Source organism: Sphingomonas sp. AOB5, from assembly GCF_029433115.1.
Lineage (GTDB): Bacteria > Pseudomonadota > Alphaproteobacteria > Sphingomonadales > Sphingomonadaceae > Sphingomonas.
In genome coordinates, this window is record NZ_JARNTV010000001.1 from 83,460 (window position 1) to 102,195 (window position 18,736).

Below are 18,736 nucleotides of genomic sequence, written 5' to 3' on the forward strand. Positions count from 1 at the left end.
TTGTCGCATCGATGTGACGCAAAACCCGATTTAGTGTCGCAGCCTGTCGCAACCCTGAGCAGTTCGTTCAGGTTCGCGCCCCGCCGCAGCAGAATGTCCGGGAATCGGCTTCGTTCCGCACGCATATCGCCCGACATCGATAGACCAGTTTGAATTATAAACTTGTTGATGTATATCGCGAGTCGTGAAGCCTCACAGGCCGGCGAAGGAGCCCGGCATGGAGGCGCAGGGAGATTGTGAGATGACCGATACCGCCCCGGCCCCCGCCATGGGGGAACGGCTGCACGCGCTCGACGCGGTTCGCGCCGGTGCGCTGCTGCTCGGCGTGGCGTTCCATGCCAGCCTGTCCTTCCTGCCCGGCCCGCAGATCTGGGTCGTGCGCGACACGCCGAGCGAGGCGATCGCCACCACCGGCTATGTCGTACACATCTTCCGCATGGCCGCCTTCTTCGTGATCGCAGGCTATTTCGGGCGGATGCTGTTCCACCGCCGCGGTGCCTGGGGCTTCGTCCGCGACCGCAACAGCCGCATCCTGATGCCGCTGCTCGTCTTCTGGACCCCGGTGATGGCCGCGATCATCGCCTGCTTCATCTGGGGCGTCGCGGCGATGAACGGCGGCGTCCTGCCAAAGGATGGCCCGCCGCCCCCGCCGATCACGGTCGACACCTTCCCGCTGACCCATTTGTGGTTCCTGTACCTGCTGACCCTCTTCTACATCGCAGCGCTGGCGATCCGCGGGATCGTGGCGACGATCGACCGCAACGGCAGCCTGCGCGCCGGCCCCGTCGACGCAGCGATGCGCGCATTGCTGGCGACCCCGGCGGGCGCGGTGATCCTTGCCGTGCCGCTCTCGATCGCGCTGGCGATGCGGAACAACTGGTTCGCCTGGGGCGGCATCCCCACGCCCGATACCGGGCTGGTCCCCAATGCCGCGGCGCTGATCGCCTATGGCACCGCCTTCACCTTTGGCTGGCTGATGCAGCGTCAGCCGGTGCTGCTCGATGCGCTCCGGCGCTGGTGGCCGGTCTATCTGATCGGCGCCGTCGCGCTGACCATCGCCTGCTGCATCATGATCAGCGGCGTCTCGATCGTCACGCCGATGGCCGAGGGCGATCTGAAGAGCGCCTATGCCTATTGCTATGCGCTGGCGGTATGGACCTGGACGCTCGGGCTGATCGGCGCGGCGCTTACCTTCCTCACCCGCGAACGGCCCGCGATCCGCTATGTCGCCGATGCGTCCTACTGGGTCTATCTGGTCCATCTGCCGGTGGTGATGGCAATGCAGGTGCTGGTGTTCACTTTGCCCCTGCCCGCACTCGCCAAATGGGGGATCGTGATCGGCGCGTCTTTCCTTATCCTGCTCGCCAGCTATCACCTTCTGGTGCGGCACAGCTGGATCGGCAAATGGCTGAACGGACGCAAGCTGCCCTGGCGCAAGCCCGAGCCGAAACTGGAGATGCAGGCGACATGAAGGACCGGGCCGAAAGCGCGCGCGACGATCTCGCCTTCGTCCGCGCGCTGATGAGCGAAAGCGGACAGGTTCAGGATTCGCTGGGACAGGCGCTGCTCGCGGGCGGCGCCTGTTACGGCATCCAGTGCCTTCTTCAGGCAATCCTCGCCACCGGCATCCAGGTGCCGGTGCTCGTGCATCTGACGGTCGGGATCCTGCCCACCGTCATCTTCATCATATTGATCACCCGCATCAGCATCCGCGATCGGAACCGCAGCCAGCACAGCGTCGGCACCCGCGCGATCAACGCCGCGTTCGGCGGCGGCGGGCTGGCCGCGCTCACCACCGCGCTGATCTTCGGCTGGCTGGCATTCCGCACCCAGAATATGGGCACCTGGCTGCTCCACCCGATCATGATCTGCGTGGTTCAGGGCACCGTCTGGTACATCGCCTTCGCGATCCGGCGGCGCGGCTGGTACGGGCTGATCTCGGCGGGCTGGTTCGCCACGTCGCTGGGGCTGGCGATCATGCTCGGGCTGGGCGACGATGGGCTGATCGTCCCCTTCCTGCTGGTGCTGGCCGCGGCGCTGCTGGGCCTGATGGCGCTGCCGGGATGGGTGCTGATGCGCGCCGGACAGCATCAGGCCTGATCGCATGGGTGCTTTCGACATCGGACAGATCGACGATGTGATCCACGGACGCATGCGCCTGGGGATCATGGCCTATCTCGCCGATGCCGAAGCCGCCGATTTCAACGAGCTCAAGACGCTGCTGCAAGCGACGCAGGGCAATCTCTCGGTCCATCTGCGCAAGCTTGAGGAGGCCGGGTTCATCGAGATCGAGAAGAGCTTCCTCAACCGCAAGCCACTGACCCGCGCGCGCATCACCGACAAGGGCCGCGCGGCGTTCAAGGCCTATCTCGAAGCGCTGGGAAAGCTGATCGGGTAGCGACGACCAAAGGGGCAGCATGGACAAGTTCGAATTCTTCTTCGCCTTTTACAGCCTGCTCCTGGGCTTGGCCGTCACCGAACTGCTCGGCAATTTCGGCGCATTCGTGCGGGTACGGGCGACGAAGAATCTCGATCCGCGGACGATGCTGCTGGCGCTGTTCGCCTTCGTCGCGATCTGCGCCACCTGGATCGACGCGTGGAGCAAGCTGCAGGGCGTCACCATCGACTTTGCCGGCCTGTGGGTACCGATCCTGATCGCCACCTTCTATTATCTCGCCGCGACCACGATCTTCCCGCCCGATCCTGCGGGCACCGCATCCGCGCCCGACGACTATGACAGTCGCAAGCGCTTCGCGATCGCGATGATCATCGCCGCCGAGATCGGCGCCTGCTGGGTCTACTACCCCACTTATGTGAAGACCCTGACCACCAGCCCGGCCGGCTTCTGGCTGTTCCATCTGCCCTACAAGGTCGCACTGCTCGGCCTGATGGCCGCGCTGCTGGTGCTGCGTAACCGCACTGCCGAGATCGCCTGTCTGGTGATCCTTACCCTGCTGTTCCTGGTGCCCTATTGGGCCTTCGGCTGGATCTCCCGCGTCATCGCGTCCGCCTATGGCTATGCGAGCTAAGGTTGAAGACGTTCAGAAATCCTCCCCCGGAGGGGGAGGGGGACCGCGAAGCGGTGGAGGGGGACGCCCCAAGCGACATCGCCTGAGGCATTCCCCCTTCCGTCAGCCTTTGGCTGCCACCTCCCCCTCCGGGGGAGGATTGCCTGACCCCCGATTGGCCTTCGACCAGTCAACCGAACACAGTTGCAATGTAGGATTTGCGCTGCTGCACTCGGCAGGCCGGGCCGCTGTCCCGCCGCTCTTTGACATGCCGACGCCTAGGCAAAAATCTACTCCGGACGGGTAAAATCCAACCGCGGAACGCCGACGGCCGCAAAACGCCATGCCAGTGTGACTCTTGTGACTCTTCGCGGCTTTCCTTCCCCAAAAAGGGTAAAATCCAAAAAATCCTCCCCCGGAGGGGGAGGGGGACCGCGAAGCGGTGGAGGGGTAGTCTCCACAGGCTATACCGCCCGCGGATAATACCCCTCCGTCAGCCTTTGGCTGCCACCTCCCCCTCCGGGGGAGGAGTTGAATGCAGCATCAGCCCTAAGCCGGTTCGAGCAACCGCTCCGCCTGCGCACGCGCTTCGTCGGTGATTTCCGCGCCCGACAGCATCCGCGCGATCTCCTCGCGGCGCTGACCGGCATCCAGCGGGGTCACCCCGGTGCGGGTCACCGTCCCGTCATGGCTCTTGGCGATCAGCAGGTGCTTCGCCCCGCGCGCCGCGACCTGCGGGCTGTGCGTCACCACCAGCACCTGCGCGGTACCCGCCAGCCGCGCCAGCCGGTCGCCGATCGCGCTCGCCACTGCGCCACCGACACCGCGATCGATTTCGTCGAAGATCAGCGTGCGCGCCCCGCCTTCCTCGGCCAGCGCCACCTTCATCGCCAGGATGAAGCGCGACAATTCGCCGCCCGATGCGATCTTGATCAGCGGCGCGAACGGCGCGCCCGGATTGGTCGAGACCAGGAACTCCACCCGGTCCATGCCCGCCGGTCCCCAGCCCGCCTCGCCCTGCGGCTCGACCATGGTGCGAAAACGCGCCGCATCCAGCTTCAGCGGTTTCAGCTCGGTCTCGACCGCCGCATCCAGCCGGCTCGCCGCCATCGTCCGCGCTTCGGACAATGCCTGCGCCGCCGCTGCATAGGCCGTTCGCGACTCCGCAACCGCACGCTCCAGCTTCGCGATGCCCGCCCCGCCGCTTTCCAGCCGCTCCAGCTTGCCGCCCAGTTCCTCGGCCAGTGCCGCGAGATCGTCGGGCTGCACGCGATGCTTGCGCGCCACGCCGCGCAGCTCGAACAGCCGCGCCTCGTCATTCTCCAGCGCCGCCGGATCGAACGCCAGCGCCTCGGCCGCGGCATCGACCCTGTCCTGCGCTTCCGCGCCATCGTTGATCGCCCGGTCGATCGCGGCCAGCGCCTCGGCCAGCGCCTCGTGATCGCCAGACACACGTTCGAGGATGCGCGCCGCCTGACGCAGCTTCGTCAGGCCGCCATCCGATCCTTCGAGCAAGTCGGCGATCGACTGAAGCTCGGTCGCGATCTTCTCCCCGCGCTGCATCATCGCCCGGCGCTCGGCGAGTTGCTCCTCCTCGCCCGGCTCGGGCGCCAGCGCGCGCAGTTCGGCAACGGCATGTTCCAGCCAGTCGCGGTCGCGCTCCGCCGTCTCCTGTTCGGCCTGCGCGGCATCGAGCGCATCGACCGCCTCGCGCCACGCCCGATGGGCAGCCGCAACCCCGGCGGCATCGGTCCGGGCAAAGGCATCCAGCAGGTCGCGATGCCCGCGCGGGTTCAGCAGCCCGCGATCGTCATGCTGGCCATGGATCTCGACCAGATACGGCCCAAGCTCGCGCAGCAGCCCCGCCGAAGCCGGCTGGTCGTTGACGAAGGCGCGGCTGCCGCCATCGGCCTTGACGATGCGCCGCACGATCAGCGGCTCGCTGGCGTCGAAATCGAGGCCGTTCTCGGCCATCAGTTCGGCAACGGCGCCGGTCGCGGGAAGATCGAAGCTCGCGGTCACCACCGCCTGCGCCGCACCCTGCCGCACCAGTCCCGTCTCGCCGCGCCCGCCCAGCGCGAGGCCCAGCGCGTCGAGCAGGATCGACTTGCCCGCCCCGGTCTCGCCGGTGAGCACGCCAAGGCCCTCGCCGAATTCGAGGTCCAGCGCCTCGATCAGCACCACGTCGCGAATGGAAAGCGCAGTCAGCATGCCGCGCCCTTAATACAGGAACGAAACGGCAACGGAAGAGCGAACGGAACCGCCTTTACTTGCGGGCGGCGGCCAGCTTGTCCTGGTGATCGCCCATCAGCTTGTAGGCGCGCGTATACCATTCCGTGCCCGGATAGTTGTTGCCCAGCACCGCCGCCGCCTTGTTCGCTTCCTCGGGCAGGCCGAGCGCGAGATAGGTTTCGGTCAGGCGCATCAGCGCTTCCGGGGCGTGGGTGGTCATCTGATACTGGTCGACCACGTTGCGGAAACGCAGCGACGCCGCCAGCCACTGGCCACGCACCTGATAGAAGCGGCCGATCTCCATTTCCTTGCCGGCAAGGTGATCGCGGACCAGATCCATCTTCAGCCGCGCATCGGCGGCATAGCGCGAATTGGGATAGCGGCGGGTCAGCTCGCCCAGCGCGTCGAGCGCCTGCTGGGTGATCTTCTGATCGCGGGTGACGTCGCTGATCTGCTCGTAATAGCTCAGCGCGATCAGATAATAGGCATAGGGCGCATCGCGGTTGCCCGGGTGCACCGCCAGGAAACGCTGCGCCGAACGGATCGATTCCTGGTAATCCTTGTTCAGATAATAGCTGAACGCACCCATCAGCTGCGCGCGGCGCGCCCACACCGAATAGGGATGCTGGCGCTCGACCTCGTCGAACAGCGCCGCAGCCAGCTTGTACTGATGCTGGTCGAGCCGCTTCTTGGCCGCCGAATACAGAGTCCCCACGTCGCGTGCGACATAGGGCGTATCGGCGCGGGCACCGCCGCCACGGGCACAGCCGGCAAGGGGAAGTGCGATGGCGGCAAGCGCGGTCAGCGCAAGCGCGCGGGTCATGGAATAACGCATGGCGCCTTTCTTAGCAGCGAGTTTCCGCCGAACAACTGGATTCACGCGGCCTTTTCGGGGCCTTTTTGGGGCGGGATCGCAAGACAGCCATGGTGCGTTGCGGTATGGAGGGACCTCGGGAGTGACCATGACCACAACGCTGCTTGCCACACACCGCGTCGAAAAGCCCTGGGGCCGCATGAAATTGTGGCCCGGCTTTCCCGATCCCCCGGTCGGCAGCGATCCGGTGGGCGAGATCTGGTTCCAAACCCCGGGCGACGCCACACCCGATCTGCTGATCAAATATCTGTTCACCAGCGAGAAGCTGTCGGTGCAGGTCCATCCCGACGACGATCAGGCGCATGCCGCCGGCCTGCCCCGCGGCAAGGACGAGTGCTGGGTGATCCTCGACGCCGAGCCGGATTCGACCATCGCGCTCGGCACGCTGGAGCCGATGAGCCGCGAGGCCCTGCGCGAGGCAGCAATCGACGGTTCGATCGAGCATCTGCTCGACTGGAAGCCGGTCAAGGCAGGCGATTTCTTCTATTCCGCCTCGGGCACGATCCACGCCATCGGCGCCGGGATCACGCTGATCGAGGTGCAGCAGAACAGCGAGACCACTTACCGCCTCTATGATTATGGCCGCCCGCGCGAGCTGCATCTGGAGGAAGGCGTGGCCGTTTCCGATCCGGCACCGTTCGTCGCGCATCCGATGCCGGGCAAGGTCGCGGCCGAGCGGACCATCCTGGTCGAAGGCCCGAAATTCGTGCTCGAGCGCTGGCCGGGCGGCCATCGCAAGGTCTCGCTGCCCGAAGGCGTGACCGGCTGGCTGGTGCCGATCACCGGCGAAGGCGTGGCCGGTGGCGTCGCGTGGCGGGCCGGCGAATGCCTGACGATCAGCAGCGAAGCGGAGATCGAGGCGGCTGCGGGCAGCGACCTGCTGTTCGCCTATCCGGGCACCTCCCGCATCTGACCCGCGGATGAACAGAAGGTAGTTTCACGTTCACGCAACCTGTGCCGCCGCGGGACGTTCAACAACCACTCGATCATAATCAGGAGTGGAGAGATGCGTATCCTTGTTGCCGCGGCTACCGCGGCAGTCGCCATGTCGGCCGTGCCGGCGATGGCGCAGACGCCCCGCCAAGAATATCGCGAGAATGTGCGCGACGCCCAGCGCGACTGTGCCCGCGACCTTCGCAATTCGGACAGCCGCCGGGAATATAACCGCGAGCTGCGCGACTGCGAGCGCGACATGCGCAACGCGCGCCGCGAGTATAATCGCGACGTCCGCGACTGGCGCCAGGGCCGCAACTATGACTGGAACCGCGCGCCCGCGGGCGGCTATTATGCCGACGAATATTATCGCGATGGCCGCTATTATCGCGAGCGCCGCATGAGCCGCAACGACCGCGTCTATCGTGGCCGCGACGGTCGCTACTATTGCCGCCGTTCGGACGGTTCGACCGGTCTGGTGGTCGGCGCAGTTGCCGGCGGCCTGTTCGGCAATGCGATCTCGAACGGCCGTAACGCGACCATCGGCACGCTGCTCGGTGCAGCAGTCGGTGCCTCGATCGGCGCCTCGGTCGATCGCGGTCAGGTCCGCTGCCGCTAAGCGACAGACAAGACGAGCTTGCTCACGCAGGCAAGGAGAGGGTCCGGCGGGAAACCGCCGGGCCCTTTTCCGTCAGATCAGATGAAGCCGCCGGTCAGGAACACGCGCAGGCCGCTGATCAGAACGATGATCAGGTTCAGGTTGCGGCCGGCATTGCTGCTCGACATCGCGCCCAGCGCCGCGCCGACGATCGCGATCGGCAGCGCGATCCAGTTGACCAGCGGGAGGAGCGGGATCGGGAAGATGCCGATGAACGCGATCAGGCCCGCGATGATTCCGAAAAGGATCGAGAGGATGTTCAGCATGGTCCGGTTATGCCCCAAAGCAAGTGTGTTGACAAGATAATACAGTCTCGCCTAAAAAATGAACGTTGCGCGACCGTTCCGGTTCCACATGGTTAACGCGATTTTCGCCGGTTAACCCTGTTCGATTATCCTTCCTTAACCTTCCTCGGCGATGACGGACACTCACACAGGAGCGTCCCCGAATGGTCCGCCGGATCACTTTCTATCTTCTCGCCGTCCTGCCGCTCGCGCTGGCCGGATGCGGCAGCAACGTGCCGGCGGAAGACGAAGCGGCGAGCGCCAATGGCGTCGATCCCGCGCTGGCCAGCGCGCTGCAGAGCCAGATCATGGTCGATCCGTCGCTGGGCCAGCAGGCCAATGGCGATTCGGTCCGCCCGCCGGGCCAGCCCTATTCGGCCGGCGTTCCTGCCGATGGCGTCGCCGCGAACACCGATACCGCCAATCTCGGCGAGATGATGAAGGCGCCCGCTCCCACTCAGGCGACCAAGGACTGCACCGCGTGCGAGGCTTCGCGCCAGAGCGTGACCTTGGGTGGCCTCGCCGCGCGCCAGGGCGGCAAGACCGGCACCTGCGCCGCGAATGTCGAATATGGCGCAGGCTGGGCCCAGCGCCTGCCCGCCGATCTGCCGCTGTTCCCGCAAGCTCGCGTAACCGAAGCCGCGGGTACCCAGGGCGGCAGCTGCGCGCTGCGCGTCGTCAGCTTCTCGGTATCGCAGCCGATGCAGGTCACGCTCGACTGGTATTACACCAAGGCGGTTCGCGCCGGATACACGTCCGAGCATCAGGTGGACGGTCAGGAGCATATCCTCGGGGGCACCCGCGAACGCGATGGCGGCGCCTATGTCCTGTACCTGACCGCGCGTCAGGACGGCGGCACCGATGTGGATCTGGTCGCCAACAACGGCATCTGATCCGCGGCTTTGCCATGACGCCCTCCCCAGCGAAGGCTGGGGTCCAGTTGCACAGGTTCCTGTAACCAAGGGCTTCGCTCTCCCAAATGCGTCTCGCACCTGGGCCCCAGCCTTCGCTGGGGAAGTGCAGTTGGGATTGCTTTGACCGCAATCGCCGGATTTTTCGCTGGGCGCGGATGCGCCATAGCGGCGGCATGACCTACGCACATCGCATCATGCCATCGCCGGTCGGACGGCTCACCCTCGTTGCAAGCGACAAGGGCCTCACCGCGATCCTCTGGGAAGGCGACCGCCCGGACCGCGTCCCGCTCGGCCCCACGCGCGAGGATCGCGACCATCCCGTTCTGGCCGAGACCGAGCGCCAGATCGCCGCCTATTTCGCGGGCGAACTCACCCGCTTCACCGTCCCGCTCGATTTCAACGGCACCGATTTCCAGAAGAGCGTCTGGGCGGCCCTGCTCACCATCCCCTTCGGCGAGACGCGCAGCTATGCCGAGATCGCGCACCAGATCGGCCGCCCCAAAGCTGTCCGTGCGGTGGGCGCCGCGAACGGCCGCAACCCGATCTCGATCATCGCGCCGTGCCACCGCGTGATCGGATCGAACGGATCGCTCACCGGCTTCGCCGGAGGGCTCGAGGCCAAGCAGTTGCTGCTCTCGCTGGAGGGCCACCGCACCCTTCTTTGAAAAGGGTGTAATAAAATTGCATTCCGCGCTAACGGGCGCGGCATGCCCCATCTTCTTCTCGTCATGCTCGGCGGCGCCATCGGCGCCGCGGCGCGGCATCTGACCGGCCGTGCGACACTCGCATGGTTCGGGCCGGGCTATCCCTATGGCACGCTGGCAGTGAACCTGATCGGCGGGCTGCTGATGGGCGTGCTGGTCGGATATCTCGCGAAGTTCGAGGCGAGTGAGCCGTGGCGGATGCTGCTGGGCGTCGGCGTACTGGGGGGCTTCACCACTTTTTCGGCCTTCTCGCTCGACATGTTCGGCATGATCGAGCGCGGCGACTGGATCGCGGCGATCGGCTATGCGCTGGTCTCGGTGATCGGATCGGTCGCGGCGCTGGCGCTGGGCCTGTCGCTTACAAGGGCAATCGCATGAGCAACGACGTTCGCCAGTTCACCGTCGGTGCGGACGATGACGACATCCGGCTGGACCGCTGGTTCAAGCGGCATCTGCCCGACGCCAATTTCAACACCGTCTCGCGCTGGGCGCGCACCGGCCAGCTGCGCGTCGACGGCGCGCGCGCCACGCCGGGCGACCGCATCTCGGCCGGACAAGTGATCCGTGTACCCCCGGCCGAACCGGTCAAGGCGACCACCGCGACCCCGCCGAAGCGCGAGCGTCCCCGCGTGCCACTCACGCCCGAGCAGATCGAGTTCGCTCAGGACATGGTGATCCACAAGGACGCCTCGGCAATCGTGATCAACAAGCCGCCGGGCCTCGCCACGCAGGGTGGCACCGGCACGACCGAACATGTCGACGGCCTGCTCGACGCGCTCCAGTATGAAGCAGAGGGCCGGCCCAAGCTGGTCCACCGGCTCGACAAGGATACGTCGGGCGCGCTGGTGCTGGCCCGCTCGTCGCGCGCCGCCGGCTTCTTTGCCAAGAACTTCGCCACCCGCACCGCCAAAAAGGTCTATTGGGCGCTGGTCGTCGGCGTGCCCGAGATCGAGGACGGCATCATCGACCTGCCGATCGCCAAGCAGCCAGGCACCGGTGGCGAGAAGATGCATGTCGATATGAAGGAAGGCTCGCCCGCGCGCACCCGCTACCGGATGGTCGAGCAGGCCGGCAGCCGCACCGCATGGCTGGAGCTGCAGCCCTTCACCGGCCGCACCCATCAGCTGCGCGTCCATCTCGCCGCGATCGGCCACCCCATCGTCGGCGACGGCAAATACGGGCTTCAGGACGCGTTCCTCACCGGCGGGATCAGCCGCAAGATGCACCTGCATGCGCGGCGCATCCGCATCGAGCATCCCGATGGCGGCAATCTCGATGTCACCGCCGATCTGCCGAGCCATTTCGCCGAATCGATGAAGACACTCGGCTTCGATCTGTCGCTGGGCAACGCGATGGCGATGGACGACGGCCCCCCGCCGCCCAGCCGCGAGCAGCTCAAGGCCAAGGCCAAGGCGCATGCCAAGACGATCCGCAAGGAACGGCGCGGCGAGCGGCGCGGCCGGGGTAGCGGCGCACCCTCGAAGCGCTGATGCACCCCAACCCCAAGTTCCGCTGGGAAGACCGCGACGCGATCCGCGAGTTCGTGCGGGCGGCAGGCTTCGGCGCGCTGTTCGCCGCGACACCCGATGGGCCGCGCGTCGCGCATGTGCCGGTGGTATGGCTCGACGACGATACGCTGGGCCTGCACATCGCCCGCGGCAACGGGATCGCCCGGCATCTGGATGGCGCGACCGCGCTGTTCGCGGTGCAGGGGCCGGACGCCTATGTCAGCCCCGACTGGTATGACCTCGGTCCCGACGAAGTACCGACCTGGAACTATGTGACCGTCGAGCTGGAAGGCCGGATGGTGAAGATGGATCGCGACGCGCTGGTCGCCCAGATCGACGCGCTGAGCGCCGAACAGGAAGCGCGGCTGGCGCCCAAGCCCGAATGGACCCGCGCCAAGTCCGACCCGAAGAAGATCGAGGCGATGCTGGGCGCGATCACCGGCTACCGGCTGGAAATCCAGGCATGGCGCGGCACCCGCAAGCTGGGCCAGAACAAGCCCGACGCCGCCCGCCTGTCCGCCGCCGATGCGCTGGAGGCGCAGGGCCGCCGCGCCCTCGCCCACTGGATGCGGAACCCCGAATGAACCGGCTCGCGGTCTTCGATTGCGACGGCACTTTGGTCGACAGCCAGGCCAATATCTGCCGCGCGATGGAGGAATGCTTCGCCGCCGCGAAGCTCGATCCCCCGTCGCGGAACGACATCCGCCGCATCGTCGGCCTCAGCCTCGTCCCCGCCATCGCCCGGCTGCTGCCACAGGGTGACGCGCGGCTACACGAGGTGCTGGCCGAGGATTACAAGCGCGCCTTCCACGCGATGCGCCATAATGGCGGCCTCGATCCCGAACCGCTGTACGACGGCATTGCCGAGGCGATCGAAACGCTCGACGCTACGGGCTGGCTGCTCGGCGTGGCCACCGGCAAATCGGATCGTGGCCTCGCGCTGATCCTCGCCCATCACGGCCTCACCCACCGCTTCGTCACCCTCCAGACCGCCGACCGCCACCCGAGCAAGCCGCATCCCGCGATGCTCGAACTCGCCATGGCCGAAGCCGGCGCTGCGCCGGAGACGACCGTGATGATCGGCGACACCAGCTTCGACATGGCGATGGCCCGCGCGGCCGGCGCGCATGCTTTAGGTGTTGCATGGGGCTATCACACTCCCCATGAATTGATGGAGGCCGGCGCGCACAGCATCGCTGATCATGCGAGCGCGCTCACCCGGCATCTGGAGGTTCTATGACCGAAGACGAGGCGCTGGCGCGCAAGCGCTATTACATGATGACCGGCGTCAACCTGCTCGGCGCGGCGGGGGCCTTTTTCGGCCTCGTGCTCGCGGGCCGCTCGACCGACTGGTACGGTCAGGCACTTGGCGGTGCGATCGTGCTGTCGGCGCTCTACGTGATGGCGGTGGTGCCCAAGGCGATGGCGCAAAAATGGCGGACCCCGCCCGAGGTATGAGACGTTTCTGGAAAGAGGTAACGGCCGAGAATGGCGGCATCGCCCTCGACGGACGCCCGGTGCGCACGCCCGGCCGCGCGCCGCTGGTGCTGCCGACGCCGCAACTTGCCGAGGCGGTCGCGCAGGAGTGGCGCGACGTGGGCGAGACGGTCGATCCGCGCGCCATGCCGCTTACCGGCCTTGCCAATGCCGCGATCGACCGGATCGCACCCGAGCGGGAGACATTCGCCGCGGGCCTCGCCGCCTATGGTGAGAGCGACCTGCTCTATTACCGCGCCGAACTGCCCGAGCCGTTGATCGCGCGGCAGGAAGCGGCATGGGACCCGCTGCTCGACTGGGCGCGGGGCCGCTACGACGTGCATTTCGAGACGGTCGCGGGCGTGATGCACAAGGCGCAGCCCGACGCCACCATCGCGCGGCTGGGCGAAGCGGTCGCCGCGCTCGATCCGTTCCGGCTCGCGGGCCTGTCGCCGGTGGTCACCGTAAGCGGATCGCTGGTCGCGGCGCTCGCGCTGATCGAAGGCGCGGCGGACGCGGAAGCGGTGTGGACCGCCGCGCAGATCGATGAAGCCTGGCAGGCCGAAATGTGGGGCGAGGACGATCTCGCCACCAAGGCCCGCGACGCGCACCGCGCCGATTTCGACGCGGGCGCGCGGTTCCTTTCGCTACTCTGAGACCGGCACCGCGACCGGAACCGGCGTGGGCAATGCCCAGGCCAGCACCGCACCTGCCGCGATCCACGACGCCACGTCGCTGATCCACAGATAGACGAAATAGCCCCAGGGTGCGTGGTTGAAGATCGGCTGGCCCAGGTCCGAATAGGCCGTCACCGCCACCGCGATGATCGCCACCAGCTTCAGCCGGTCGGCGAAGCTCAGGGTCGATGCGGCCATCCGCATCGCGAACCCGGCCAGCAGCACGCAGACGATGCCGAGGATCAGCCCGCCGATCAGCGACGCGCTGTCGGGATTCGCAAAGCCCTGCGTGTTGAACAGCACCATTGCGGTCGGCCCCTGGCCATAGAGTGCGGTGCCCTGCGGCGTGCCCGGCCATGGCACCGGATAGGCGCCGGTGCCGAGCGGCCCGAGATGCTGGGCAAGGGCTGCATGAAGCGCCGCCGTCGTCGCTGCGTCAGTCTGCGACAGCGCGATAAGGCTGAGGGGCGTTCCCCAGAAGATGAAGCCAACGAGCCACATCGCGACGCCGCCGAGCACGCCACCGAGTATCAGTCTGGGCATTGGAACCTCCCCATTCAGGAGGTTACTTATTCAACCCGCGGATGAATCCGATCAACCCCGTCTGGCGGGAGCGCTTCAGCCGCTCGGCCTTCAGGATGGTGTGGACGCAATCATAGCATTGCTCGACATCGTCGTTGACCAGCACATAGTCATAGCCATCCCAGTGGCTGACCTCGGCATTGGCGCGCGACATGCGGCGATCGATCACTTCGGTCGAATCGGTGCCGCGATTGGTCAGCCGCTCGTGCAGGATCTTCATCGACGGCGGCAGGATGAACACCCGTACCACGTCGCCGCCCATCAGCTGGAACAACTGCTGCGCACCCTGCCAGTCGATGTCGAACAACACGTCGCGGCCCGCGCGCAGCATCGCCTCGACCGGGGCCTTGGGCGTGCCGTAGCGCTGGTCGAACACATGCGCCCATTCCAGGAACTCGCGATTCTCGACCATCGCCTTGAACGTGTCGGTATCGGTGAAGTGATAATCGACACCATCCTTCTCGCCCGGGCGGATCGTCCGGGTGGTGTAGGACACCGACATGTCGAGACCGTCATCGGCGGCAAGCAGCTTGCGCGCGATGGTCGATTTCCCCGCGCCCGAGGGCGAGGACAGGACGAACAACACGCCTCTGCGATTGAAACCGTGCGGATCTTCGGGGTGTTCGGCCATGGGCGCTAGTGACGGATGAGTCGGGCGCACGTCAAGCCGAGTCGGCCTCAACGATAGCGAGTTCGGCGCCGGCGGCCGAAAATCAGCCGCCACAGCATCACGATTCCCACCAGCAGCCAGCCGACCGGACCCAGCCGCCGCACGATCCGCTCGATCGCGACACCCATGATCGCACCCTTCAGGCCGCCCTTGCCGTCGCGGCGGTCGATCCGGTTGCCGATAAAGGCGGCGAGGAGCTTGCCGATCACTCGGCCGGCTCCGGCAACGCCTCCTCGCCACCAAGGCGCTTGCGAAGATAGCGGGCCAACAGCACGCCGCCGCCGATCAGGATCGCGGCGGGCAGCACGCGCTTGCCCGTCTCGTACACCGCGACACCGGTGATGGCGCCAAGGGTCCCGCCCTCGCCGTCCCGCCGGTCGATGCTGTGGCCGATCCAGCCCGCGATTGCCTTGCCGATCATGTACGTCTCCCGCTGAAGCTTTCCCCTCAAGCGCGGGAGAGGCACGGAAGTTCCTTACCGGCCGATCATCGTCTCAGGGCGGACATACTGGTCGAAAGTCGCTTCATCGACCAGGCCCAGCTCGAGGCCCGCTTCCTTCAGCGTCTGGCCCTTCTCGTGCGCATATTTCGCGATCTTGGCCGAATTGTCGTATCCGATCGCGGGCGCCAGCGCGGTCACCAGCATCAGCGAGCGATCGACCAGATCCTTGATCTGCGCCTCGTTCGCCTCGATCCCGTCGACGCAGCGCTCGGCGAAGCTGACCATGCCGATCGACAGCAGGTCGATCGAGCGCAGCACGTTCGCGCCGATCAGCGGCATGAACACGTTGAGCTCGAAATGGCCCTGCATGCCGCCCACGGTCACCGCCTGGTTGTTGCCGATCACCTGCGCCGCGACCATCGTCAGCGATTCGCACTGGGTGGGGTTCACCTTGCCCGGCATGATCGAGCTGCCCGGCTCGTTCGCGGGCAGCGACAGCTCGCCCAGGCCCGAACGCGGGCCCGAACCGAGGAAGCGGATATCGTTGGCGATCTTGTTGAGCGCCACCGCCAGCGTGCTGAGCGCGCCCGAGAAGAAGACCAGACCGTCCTTTGCCGCGAGCTGCTCGAACTTGTTCGGCGCCGGTTCGAACTGCTGGCCGGCGATGTCGCTGATCGCCGCCGACATATCCTCGGCCCAGCCCTCCGGCGCATTCAGCCCGGTGCCGACCGCGGTGCCGCCGATGGCCAGCTTGCGGAGATTGCCGTTCAGCGCGCCCTCGATCCGCGCCTTGGCGCTGATCAGCTGCGCCGCATAGCCGCCGAATTCCTGCCCCAGCGTCAGCGGAGTCGCGTCCTGCGTATGGGTGCGGCCGATCTTGATGATGTGATCCCATGCCTCAGCCTTGGCGACCAGCGAGGCAGTCAGCTGATCGAGCGCGGGGATCAGCGTCTTGTATGTCGCGACCACCGCCGCGACGTGCAGCGCGGTCGGGAAGCTGTCGTTCGACGACTGGCTCATGTTCACGTGGTCGTTCGGGTGCACCGGCGACTTGCCGCCCTTGGTGCCCGCCAGCACGAAATTCGCGCGACCGGCGATCACTTCGTTGACGTTCATGTTGGTCTGGGTTCCGCTGCCGGTCTGCCAGATCACCAGCGGAAACTGATCGTCCAGCGTGCCCGCGACGATCTCCTGCGCCGCGCTCTCGATCGCGTCGGCGATCTTGGCGTCCATGCCATGCTTGCGGTTCACCCGCGCCGCGGCCTGCTTTACGATGGCCTGTGCGTGCACGATGCCCAGCGGCATCCGCTCCTGCGAGCCGAACGGGAAATTCTCGATGGAGCGCTGGGTCTGCGCGCCCCAATAGCAATCCGCGGGAACTTCGATCGCGCCGATCGAATCGGTTTCGGTGCGGGTGCTGGTCACATGCGTCTCCATTTTCAGAAGCAGATTGGGGGCAACGGCAGATTTGGCCGCTCCCTTGGCCGCGCACCGGCGCGGGATCAAGCAAGTTTGTGTTGGGCCATCCGCTCGTAATAGGGCCGCGCCGCCTCGGCGACGGGCTTCAGCGTATCGGGCAGATCGTCGAACGTCGCGAACCGGGCAGGCGGATTGAAGCCCGTCGATCGCTCCACCGCATCATACCATGCAGGCGCCCAGACCCCGTCCGAAGCACGCCGTCCCGCGGGCCAGCTCAACATCTTCTCCGAGAACGGGATGCCCAGCGCCGCGCAAAGCCCGGACAGGGCAGCACGCGGGTCGGCCAGCACATCGCTGCCCTCGATCACCGGCGGCACGCTGCCGGTGCGATCGCATACAAGGTCGAATATCTCGTTCTGGCGGACCACCCCGATATCGTCGAGCGTCACCACCGTGCGCTTGGCGAGATACGACGCCAGCACCTGTTCGGGCGGCCGGATCAGGAAAGCGTTGGTGCAACCCGCCATCCACTCCAGCCCGAATTCGGGCAGCATATGGTGGCACATCTGCTTCTGGTACCAGACCGGACTGCCGCCCGGCGCCGGCCCCGCCATCGCCGCGGCGACATCGCGCCAGTCGTTCGGCTGCGACGCCAGCACTTCCTCGAACATCGGATGCTGCGCGCCGGTCTTCGCGAGAAAGGCGGCGTAGAAGGGTTCGTCGCTGACTTCGCTGTCGTCGCGATTCTCGAAGCTGCGCATCATCGCGGTCGAGATGTTGCGCGGGCCGCTCCACATGGCGATCTTGATCGTCATACGAACGGGTTCTCCGCTGCGTCGGCATCCTTCATCGCATCATAGGCCGCAGCGATCCGCTGCGTTACCGGGCCATTCACCTGCATCATCGGCACCCCGTCGATCGAGCGCACCGGCGTGATCCCGCCCATCGTGCCGGTGACGAAGGCCTCCTCGGCAGCCATCACATGGCGCAGCGGCACACTGCATTCGAGGATCGGCGCGGCGCCCGCACGGCACGCCGCGATCACGTTCGCGCGGGTCACGCCGTTGAAGCAATAGGCGCCGGTCGAAGTCTCCACCCGGCCCTCGCGCACCCAGAAGAAATTGGTCGCGTTGCAGCTTGCGACCTGCCCGTGCGGATCGAGCATCAGCGCCTCGTCTGCCTCCGGGTCCAGATCGATCGCCTCGATCAGCGCGCGGATCAGGTTCAGCCGACTGTGCGAATTGAGCCGCATGTCGAACGTGTCCGCACGCGAGGTCCGCGTGGTCACGCTGCGCAGCGCTAGACCGCCGCCGGGCAAGGGCGGCTTGGTCTTGTACTCGGCGGTGATCGCGACGGTCGCCCGGCCCAGCGCATTGCGCGGATCCTGATTGATCGTCGCCTTCAGCCCCCGTGTGACCATCAGCCGCAAATGCCCGCCATCGGTCATGCCGTTGGCCTCGAGCAATTCGCGCAGCGCGCCGCGCATCTGATCGCGGGTCAGCCCGATATCGATCCTGATTGCCTCGGCCCCGGCATAGAGCCGGTCGAGATGCGCATCGAGGAACAACAACGCGCGCTTGTGGAGCCGCAGCCCTTCCCACACGCCATCGCCCATCCCGAAGCCCGCGTCGAAGATCGAGACCTTCGCGGCTTCGGTCGGCACCAGCGCACCGTTCAGATGGACGAGCAGATTGGCGTTACGCGGATCGGGGGCGAAATCCTGGCTGCCGGGCATCTTCAGCCTTTTCCGTCATCCCAGCGAAGGCTGGGATCTTGCGAGGTGGAGCACTGCAGCCGCCCGAGATCCCAGCTTTCGCCGGGATGACGAACGAAGGATTACTTCTTCCGCTTGAAATCCACCGACACGACGTTCGACCCGTCGTCCGCGGGCGTCACGGTCGGGCCGTCATTCTCGGCTTCCTCGTGCGGTTCGGGCTCGTCCGGGCCTTCCTGCGCCTGGAAGCGCAGTTCGAAATTCACCGCCGGATCGTGGAAGCCGGTGATCGCGGAGAAGGGAATGTTGAGCGTCGCGGGGACCTGATTGAAGGTCAGCCCAACCGAGAAGCGCTCGTCATCCACCCGCAGGTCCCAGAATTTGTGCTGCAGGACGATGGTCATCTCGTCCGGAAAGCGCTCGATCAGCCGCTGCGGGATCTCGACGCCAGGCACCTGGGTCTTGAAGGTGATGTAGAAATGATGCGCACCGGGCAGCGCCTGGCTGGATGCCACCGTGCCCAGCACGCGGCCGACGACTGCGCGCAGGGCCTCCTGCACGATCTCGTCATAGGGAATCAAACTGTCAGGCACGGTACCGGTCATGCCCCTTGGGTAGCGGCTCGCGCCGATGGGTCAAGC

General features: G+C 66.4%; 25 protein-coding genes. 14 read left to right on the plus strand and 11 right to left on the minus strand.

All coding sequences use genetic code 11. From position 1 onward, the window contains the following. Window positions 1-241 precede the first annotated feature (241 nt). The 4 genes from P1X14_RS00465 to P1X14_RS00480 are packed head-to-tail and all read left to right on the plus strand — an operon-like array spanning window position 242 to window position 3,029. Window positions 242-1,471: an acyltransferase family protein gene (locus tag P1X14_RS00465; protein ID WP_277313328.1), complete on the plus strand. Its 1,230-nt coding sequence runs from the start codon at window positions 242-244 to the stop codon at window positions 1,469-1,471. Next, complete coding sequence (locus P1X14_RS00470) at window positions 1,468-2,100, plus strand: hypothetical protein (RefSeq protein WP_277313329.1); 633 nt, start codon at window positions 1,468-1,470, stop codon at window positions 2,098-2,100. Before P1X14_RS00465 ends, P1X14_RS00470 begins: the two co-directional genes overlap by 4 nt. Before the next feature lie 4 nt (window positions 2,101-2,104). Continuing rightward, the gene (locus P1X14_RS00475; protein WP_277313330.1) at window positions 2,105-2,398 is read left to right on the plus strand and encodes a transcriptional regulator; all 294 of its coding nucleotides are present in this window, start codon (window positions 2,105-2,107) and stop codon (window positions 2,396-2,398) included. A gap of 19 nt (window positions 2,399-2,417) precedes the next feature. Continuing rightward, entirely contained in the window at window positions 2,418-3,029 is a 612-nt protein-coding gene (locus P1X14_RS00480) for a hypothetical protein (RefSeq protein WP_277313331.1), read from the plus strand. Between the two features lie 528 nt (window positions 3,030-3,557). On the opposite strand, the gene recN is transcribed toward P1X14_RS00480, so the two are convergent. Continuing rightward, window positions 3,558-5,219: a DNA repair protein RecN gene (gene recN, locus P1X14_RS00485; RefSeq protein ID WP_277313332.1), complete on the minus strand. Its 1,662-nt coding sequence runs from the start codon at window positions 5,217-5,219 to the stop codon at window positions 3,558-3,560. 55 nt (window positions 5,220-5,274) lie between these two features. Further along, window positions 5,275-6,075 carry an outer membrane protein assembly factor BamD gene (locus tag P1X14_RS00490; protein ID WP_277313333.1) on the minus strand — a complete coding sequence of 267 codons (801 nt, stop codon included), beginning with the start codon at window positions 6,073-6,075 and terminating at the stop codon, window positions 5,275-5,277. Window positions 6,076-6,202: 127 nt separating this feature from the next. On the opposite strand from P1X14_RS00490, the gene P1X14_RS00495 reads away from it, so the two are divergent. Both P1X14_RS00495 and P1X14_RS00500 read left to right on the plus strand, forming a co-directional pair. Beyond that, window positions 6,203-7,027, plus strand: coding sequence for a class I mannose-6-phosphate isomerase (locus P1X14_RS00495; protein WP_277313334.1), 825 nt, complete (start codon window positions 6,203-6,205; stop codon window positions 7,025-7,027). 93 nt (window positions 7,028-7,120) lie between these two features. Then, on the plus strand, window positions 7,121-7,666 hold the full coding sequence (locus tag P1X14_RS00500; RefSeq protein WP_277313335.1) for a glycine zipper 2TM domain-containing protein: 546 nt from the start codon (window positions 7,121-7,123) through the stop codon (window positions 7,664-7,666). A gap of 77 nt (window positions 7,667-7,743) precedes the next feature. On the opposite strand, the gene P1X14_RS00505 is transcribed toward P1X14_RS00500, so the two are convergent. Further along, window positions 7,744-7,971, minus strand: a complete 228-nt coding sequence (locus P1X14_RS00505; RefSeq protein ID WP_277313336.1) for a hypothetical protein — start codon at window positions 7,969-7,971, stop codon at window positions 7,744-7,746. A gap of 182 nt (window positions 7,972-8,153) precedes the next feature. On the opposite strand from P1X14_RS00505, the gene P1X14_RS00510 reads away from it, so the two are divergent. From P1X14_RS00510 to P1X14_RS00545, 8 genes are all read left to right on the plus strand, one after another. Further along, entirely contained in the window at window positions 8,154-8,882 is a 729-nt protein-coding gene (locus P1X14_RS00510; protein WP_277313337.1) for a hypothetical protein, read from the plus strand. 194 nt (window positions 8,883-9,076) lie between these two features. Then, entirely contained in the window at window positions 9,077-9,568 is a 492-nt protein-coding gene (locus tag P1X14_RS00515; RefSeq protein WP_277313439.1) for a methylated-DNA--[protein]-cysteine S-methyltransferase, read from the plus strand. A 42-nt stretch (window positions 9,569-9,610) separates the two neighbouring features. Continuing rightward, the gene (gene crcB, locus P1X14_RS00520; RefSeq protein WP_277313338.1) at window positions 9,611-9,985 is read left to right on the plus strand and encodes a fluoride efflux transporter CrcB; all 375 of its coding nucleotides are present in this window, start codon (window positions 9,611-9,613) and stop codon (window positions 9,983-9,985) included. After that, window positions 9,982-11,097, plus strand: a complete 1,116-nt coding sequence (locus P1X14_RS00525) for an RluA family pseudouridine synthase (protein ID WP_277313339.1) — start codon at window positions 9,982-9,984, stop codon at window positions 11,095-11,097. The genes crcB and P1X14_RS00525 overlap by 4 nt, the downstream gene beginning before the upstream one ends. After that, the gene (locus tag P1X14_RS00530) at window positions 11,097-11,699 is read left to right on the plus strand and encodes an FMN-binding negative transcriptional regulator (RefSeq protein WP_277313340.1); all 603 of its coding nucleotides are present in this window, start codon (window positions 11,097-11,099) and stop codon (window positions 11,697-11,699) included. The genes P1X14_RS00525 and P1X14_RS00530 overlap by 1 nt, the downstream gene beginning before the upstream one ends. After that, window positions 11,696-12,355, plus strand: coding sequence for an HAD-IA family hydrolase (locus tag P1X14_RS00535; RefSeq protein ID WP_277313341.1), 660 nt, complete (start codon window positions 11,696-11,698; stop codon window positions 12,353-12,355). The genes P1X14_RS00530 and P1X14_RS00535 overlap by 4 nt, the downstream gene beginning before the upstream one ends. After that, window positions 12,352-12,573 carry a hypothetical protein gene (locus tag P1X14_RS00540; protein WP_277313342.1) on the plus strand — a complete coding sequence of 74 codons (222 nt, stop codon included), beginning with the start codon at window positions 12,352-12,354 and terminating at the stop codon, window positions 12,571-12,573. The genes P1X14_RS00535 and P1X14_RS00540 overlap by 4 nt, the downstream gene beginning before the upstream one ends. Further along, on the plus strand, window positions 12,570-13,247 hold the full coding sequence (locus P1X14_RS00545; protein WP_277313343.1) for an ATP12 family protein: 678 nt from the start codon (window positions 12,570-12,572) through the stop codon (window positions 13,245-13,247). The genes P1X14_RS00540 and P1X14_RS00545 overlap by 4 nt, the downstream gene beginning before the upstream one ends. On the opposite strand, the gene P1X14_RS00550 is transcribed toward P1X14_RS00545, so the two are convergent. The 8 genes from P1X14_RS00550 to P1X14_RS00585 all read right to left on the minus strand — a co-directional run bounded on the left by P1X14_RS00550 (window position 13,239) and on the right by P1X14_RS00585 (window position 18,700). Continuing rightward, window positions 13,239-13,811, minus strand: a complete 573-nt coding sequence (locus tag P1X14_RS00550; RefSeq protein WP_277313344.1) for a hypothetical protein — start codon at window positions 13,809-13,811, stop codon at window positions 13,239-13,241. The genes P1X14_RS00545 and P1X14_RS00550 overlap by 9 nt on opposite strands. A 22-nt stretch (window positions 13,812-13,833) precedes the next feature. Beyond that, entirely contained in the window at window positions 13,834-14,481 is a 648-nt protein-coding gene (gene gmk, locus P1X14_RS00555) for a guanylate kinase (RefSeq protein ID WP_277313345.1), read from the minus strand. Between the two features lie 47 nt (window positions 14,482-14,528). Beyond that, complete coding sequence (locus P1X14_RS00560) at window positions 14,529-14,729, minus strand: hypothetical protein (protein WP_277313346.1); 201 nt, start codon at window positions 14,727-14,729, stop codon at window positions 14,529-14,531. Further along, window positions 14,726-14,941 (minus strand): hypothetical protein, encoded by a 216-nt coding sequence (locus P1X14_RS00565; RefSeq protein ID WP_277313347.1) that lies wholly within the window; start codon window positions 14,939-14,941, stop codon window positions 14,726-14,728. Before P1X14_RS00565 ends, P1X14_RS00560 begins: the two co-directional genes overlap by 4 nt. A 54-nt stretch (window positions 14,942-14,995) precedes the next feature. Beyond that, window positions 14,996-16,387, minus strand: coding sequence for a class II fumarate hydratase (fumC, locus tag P1X14_RS00570; RefSeq protein WP_277313348.1), 1,392 nt, complete (start codon window positions 16,385-16,387; stop codon window positions 14,996-14,998). A gap of 77 nt (window positions 16,388-16,464) precedes the next feature. Continuing rightward, window positions 16,465-17,196, minus strand: coding sequence for an HAD family hydrolase (locus P1X14_RS00575; RefSeq protein ID WP_277313349.1), 732 nt, complete (start codon window positions 17,194-17,196; stop codon window positions 16,465-16,467). Next, window positions 17,193-18,116 (minus strand): aminotransferase class IV, encoded by a 924-nt coding sequence (locus tag P1X14_RS00580; RefSeq protein ID WP_277313350.1) that lies wholly within the window; start codon window positions 18,114-18,116, stop codon window positions 17,193-17,195. The genes P1X14_RS00575 and P1X14_RS00580 overlap by 4 nt, the downstream gene beginning before the upstream one ends. Window positions 18,117-18,217: 101 nt before the next feature. Then, on the minus strand, window positions 18,218-18,700 hold the full coding sequence (locus P1X14_RS00585) for a ClpXP protease specificity-enhancing factor SspB (protein WP_277313351.1): 483 nt from the start codon (window positions 18,698-18,700) through the stop codon (window positions 18,218-18,220). Between the last annotated feature and the right edge of the window lie 36 nt (window positions 18,701-18,736).

Excerpts from the sequence above, each read along its gene's own strand:
- P1X14_RS00495 (WP_277313334.1), top strand. The coding sequence starts at position 6,203 with ATGACCACAACGCTGCTTGCCACACACCGCGTCGAAAAGCCCTGGGGC.
- P1X14_RS00580 (WP_277313350.1), bottom strand. The coding sequence starts at position 18,116 with ATGCCCGGCAGCCAGGATTTCGCCCCCGATCCGCGTAACGCCAATCTG.
- P1X14_RS00550 (WP_277313344.1), bottom strand. The coding sequence starts at position 13,811 with ATGCCCAGACTGATACTCGGTGGCGTGCTCGGCGGCGTCGCGATGTGG.
- P1X14_RS00515 (WP_277313439.1), top strand. The coding sequence starts at position 9,077 with ATGACCTACGCACATCGCATCATGCCATCGCCGGTCGGACGGCTCACC.
- P1X14_RS00480 (WP_277313331.1), top strand. The coding sequence starts at position 2,418 with ATGGACAAGTTCGAATTCTTCTTCGCCTTTTACAGCCTGCTCCTGGGC.
- P1X14_RS00465 (WP_277313328.1), top strand. The coding sequence starts at position 242 with ATGACCGATACCGCCCCGGCCCCCGCCATGGGGGAACGGCTGCACGCG.
- P1X14_RS00585 (WP_277313351.1), bottom strand. The coding sequence starts at position 18,700 with ATGACCGGTACCGTGCCTGACAGTTTGATTCCCTATGACGAGATCGTG.
- P1X14_RS00535 (WP_277313341.1), top strand. The coding sequence starts at position 11,696 with ATGAACCGGCTCGCGGTCTTCGATTGCGACGGCACTTTGGTCGACAGC.
- P1X14_RS00475 (WP_277313330.1), top strand. The coding sequence starts at position 2,105 with ATGGGTGCTTTCGACATCGGACAGATCGACGATGTGATCCACGGACGC.
- P1X14_RS00470 (WP_277313329.1), top strand. The coding sequence starts at position 1,468 with ATGAAGGACCGGGCCGAAAGCGCGCGCGACGATCTCGCCTTCGTCCGC.
- crcB (WP_277313338.1), top strand. The coding sequence starts at position 9,611 with ATGCCCCATCTTCTTCTCGTCATGCTCGGCGGCGCCATCGGCGCCGCG.
- P1X14_RS00490 (WP_277313333.1), bottom strand. The coding sequence starts at position 6,075 with ATGCGTTATTCCATGACCCGCGCGCTTGCGCTGACCGCGCTTGCCGCC.
- P1X14_RS00510 (WP_277313337.1), top strand. The coding sequence starts at position 8,154 with ATGGTCCGCCGGATCACTTTCTATCTTCTCGCCGTCCTGCCGCTCGCG.
- P1X14_RS00530 (WP_277313340.1), top strand. The coding sequence starts at position 11,097 with ATGCACCCCAACCCCAAGTTCCGCTGGGAAGACCGCGACGCGATCCGC.
- gmk (WP_277313345.1), bottom strand. The coding sequence starts at position 14,481 with ATGGCCGAACACCCCGAAGATCCGCACGGTTTCAATCGCAGAGGCGTG.
- P1X14_RS00575 (WP_277313349.1), bottom strand. The coding sequence starts at position 17,196 with ATGACGATCAAGATCGCCATGTGGAGCGGCCCGCGCAACATCTCGACC.
- P1X14_RS00565 (WP_277313347.1), bottom strand. The coding sequence starts at position 14,941 with ATGATCGGCAAGGCAATCGCGGGCTGGATCGGCCACAGCATCGACCGG.
- recN (WP_277313332.1), bottom strand. The coding sequence starts at position 5,219 with ATGCTGACTGCGCTTTCCATTCGCGACGTGGTGCTGATCGAGGCGCTG.
- P1X14_RS00540 (WP_277313342.1), top strand. The coding sequence starts at position 12,352 with ATGACCGAAGACGAGGCGCTGGCGCGCAAGCGCTATTACATGATGACC.
- P1X14_RS00525 (WP_277313339.1), top strand. The coding sequence starts at position 9,982 with ATGAGCAACGACGTTCGCCAGTTCACCGTCGGTGCGGACGATGACGAC.
- P1X14_RS00505 (WP_277313336.1), bottom strand. The coding sequence starts at position 7,971 with ATGCTGAACATCCTCTCGATCCTTTTCGGAATCATCGCGGGCCTGATC.
- P1X14_RS00545 (WP_277313343.1), top strand. The coding sequence starts at position 12,570 with ATGAGACGTTTCTGGAAAGAGGTAACGGCCGAGAATGGCGGCATCGCC.
- P1X14_RS00500 (WP_277313335.1), top strand. The coding sequence starts at position 7,121 with ATGCGTATCCTTGTTGCCGCGGCTACCGCGGCAGTCGCCATGTCGGCC.